Origin of the sequence: Pseudoalteromonas sp. SR45-5 (assembly GCF_014163565.1) — a bacterium.
In the GTDB taxonomy this organism is placed as follows: Bacteria; Pseudomonadota; Gammaproteobacteria; order Enterobacterales; family Alteromonadaceae; genus Pseudoalteromonas; species Pseudoalteromonas distincta.
On record NZ_JACJDN010000449.1, the window covers coordinates 1 to 3415 of the forward strand.

2 protein-coding genes are annotated in these 3415 nt (G+C 39.7%); one reads left to right on the forward strand and one right to left on the reverse strand.

The genetic code is table 11. The features are described from left to right. Nucleotides 1–30: 30 nt before the first annotated feature. Complete coding sequence (locus tag H5072_RS14925) at nucleotides 31–840, reverse strand: pyruvate, water dikinase regulatory protein (RefSeq protein ID WP_007583184.1); 810 nt, start codon at nucleotides 838–840, stop codon at nucleotides 31–33. Nucleotides 841–997: 157 nt separating this feature from the next. Here H5072_RS14925 and ppsA point away from each other — a divergent pair, with 157 nt between their 5' ends. Next, nucleotides 998–3373 (forward strand): phosphoenolpyruvate synthase, encoded by a 2376-nt coding sequence (gene ppsA, locus H5072_RS14930; RefSeq protein ID WP_182693965.1) that lies wholly within the window; start codon nucleotides 998–1000, stop codon nucleotides 3371–3373. Nucleotides 3374–3415 lie beyond the last annotated feature (42 nt).

Here is a 3415-nt window from a genome sequence, read left to right on the forward strand (position 1 = left end):
GTTTTTTTTATTTCAAATTTGATGAGTAAGTTAGTACTTACGTCGCTCCAAGTCTGTCTCTATCAGTATTTTTGCAGAAATCTCTTCAACAGAATGATGCGTAGAATTAAAGTAAGCTATTTTGTGACGCTTATACAACATTTCCACTTCGCGCACCTCAATACGGCACTGTTTAATTGAAGCATACTTAGAGTTAGCCATACGTCGATGCCTTATAGCCGCAAGCCTCTCAGGGTCAATCGTCAGTCCAAATAACTTATGTTTATAAGGGACTAAACATTTAGGCAAACCTTCATTATCTAAATCTTCTTCTGTAATAGGGTAGTTAGCCGCTTTAATGCCGTACTGCAGTGCTAAGTATAAGCTTGTAGGGGTTTTACCACTTCTGCTAACGCCAATTAAAATGATGTCTGCCTCGGAAAAGTTTTTAATATTTCCGCCATCATCATTCATAAGAGCATAGTTAACCGCATCAATTCTAAAATCATAACTTTTTTCGTGGATAGAATGCGTACGATGCATTTTTGGAACAGGAGCTACGTTGAGTTCTTTTTCTATTTTTTCGCTATACGTAGTTAAAAAATCATATGTAACTGCATCAGCCGATTTTATAATTTCACTTAAATTGTGATTCACAAAAGTAAAAAACACGAAAGGCTTTTCACCAGTTTTTGCAGCGGTTGCATTAATTAAAGCTTTAATTTCGTGCGCTTTTTCTTCAGTTTCTACAAATGGAATTGTTTTATGATTAAAATCGATAGGAAACAACGACAAAGTCGCATGCCCAAATACCTCTGAAGTAATTGCTGTTCCATCTGATATATAAAAAGCAGTTCTCATAATTAACCTTTTTATTGCGTTTAAATCCCTAAAATGGGTTTCCCACGGTTTACGTGAGGACTGTTGCCAGTGTAGAATGATGACGACCTTTATAAAAGGTTTTCTTTCTTAACTCTCACAGTTAGACCTACAATTTGTTTTTTTTGGAGAAAGATCCGTGCAAGAATACGTTCTCTGGTATCAAGAGCTTGGTATGCAAGATGTTCCTCGAGTTGGCGGTAAAAACGCGTCACTTGGCGAAATGATTTCAAACCTCGCAAACGCTGGTGTACAAGTACCGGGTGGTTTTGCAACTACCGCAGATGCTTTTAATGAGTTTCTAGATCAATCAGGACTCACCGCCAAAATTCATGACATCCTAGATACACTTGATGTTGATGATGTAAATACACTCGCTAAAGTCGGTGCCGATATCCGCCAATGGATAATCGACACACCATTCCAACCAAACCTAGATCAAGCCATTCGCGACGCATATAGCCAACTCCATGGCGATACTGCAGCAGATGTTTCATTTGCAGTACGTTCATCAGCTACCGCTGAAGATATGCCAGATGCATCATTCGCAGGCCAACAAGAAACTTTTCTTAACGTTGTCGGTATCGATTCAGTCATGGTCGCTATTAAACACGTATTTGCTTCATTATTTAATGACCGCGCAATCTCATATCGTGTTCACCAAGGTTACGATCACCGTGGTGTAGCGTTATCAGCAGGTATACAGCGCATGGTACGTTCAGATAAATCAGCATCTGGCGTAATGTTTAGTATTGATACAGAGTCTGGTTTTGAAGACGTTGTATTTATTACATCAAGCTACGGCTTAGGTGAAATGGTTGTACAGGGCGCGGTTAACCCTGATGAATTTTATGTTCATAAACCAACACTCCTTAAAAACAAACCTTCAGTAGTACGTCGTAATATTGGTTCTAAAGCCATACAAATGATTTACTCAGAAGATAAAGCACATGGTAAGCAAGTAGACATCGTTGATGTTGACCCTGCGCTTTCTAATAAATTTTCGATTACAGATGAAGAAGTGCAAGATCTTGCCAAACAAGCTGTAATCATTGAAAAACATTACGGTCGTCCTATGGACATCGAATGGGCAAAAGACGGAAACGACGGCAAACTATATATAGTTCAAGCACGTCCAGAAACTGTCCGCTCAAACGAAGACTCAAACGTAATGGAACGTTTTCAATTAAATAGCACAAGTAATGTACTTGTTGAAGGCCGTGCAATTGGTCACAAAATTGGTAGCGGTGTTGTACGTGTTCTTGATTCAATTAAAGAAATGGACCAGGTACAAGTAGGCGACATTTTAGTAACCGATATGACCGACCCTGATTGGGAACCAATCATGAAACGTGCAGCAGCGATTGTTACAAATCGTGGTGGCCGTACGTGTCACGCGGCAATAATTGCACGCGAACTTGGTATTCCGGCAGTTGTTGGTTGTGGTAATGCAACTGATTTAATTAAAGCGGGACAAGAAGTAACAGTATCGTGCGCCGAAGGCGATACCGGCTTTATTTACGAAGGTATTTTAGATTTTGAAATACTAACGTCACGCGTTGATAAAATGCCAGAACTACCAATGAAAGTAATGATGAACGTGGGTAACCCCGATCGCGCCTTTGACTTTGCACGCTTACCGCATGCAGGTGTTGGCCTTGCGCGAGTTGAATTTATTATCAACCGTATGATTGGCGTTCACCCTAAAGCGTTATTAAATTTTGATGCGCAAACCGATGCATTAAAAGCAGAAATTACTGACATGATTGCCGGTTACGAATCACCGGTAGAGTTTTACATAACAAAACTGGTTGAAGGTATTTCAACGCTTGGTTGTGCTTTTGCACCGGAGCGTGTAATTGTGCGTATGTCTGATTTTAAATCAAACGAATACGCAAACCTAGTTGGTGGCCAGCAATACGAGCCAGAAGAAGAAAACCCAATGATTGGTTTTCGTGGCGCCGCACGTTATATCTCTGAAGACTTCCGCGATTGTTTTGCATTAGAATGTGAAGCTATAAAACGCGTAAGAAACGACATGGATATGGCAAACATTGAAATCATGATCCCATTCGTACGTACCCTTGAAGAAGGTAAACGCGTAATTGAATTACTAGAAGAGCATGGCCTTAAACGTGGTGAAAATGGTCTTAAAGTAATCATGATGTGTGAGCTGCCTTCAAATGCATTACTTGCTGATGAATTTTTAGAAATGTTTGATGGTTTTTCTATCGGCTCTAACGATTTAACACAGTTAACGCTTGGTCTTGATCGTGATTCAGGTTTAATCGCACATTTATTTGATGAGCGTAACCCAGCAATTAAAAAACTACTTTCTATGGCAATTAAAACAGCTAAAGAAAAAGGCAAGTACGTAGGTATTTGTGGTCAAGGTCCTTCAGATCACGAAGACTTTGCAGCATGGTTAGTAGAGCAGGGCATTGACTCTGTTTCACTCAATCCAGACACAGTAATAGAAACATGGTTATACCTAGCTAAAAAATTAGCAAAGTAATAAATAGGTAAGCTATAAAAAATGCCAGCAATGTATTGCTGG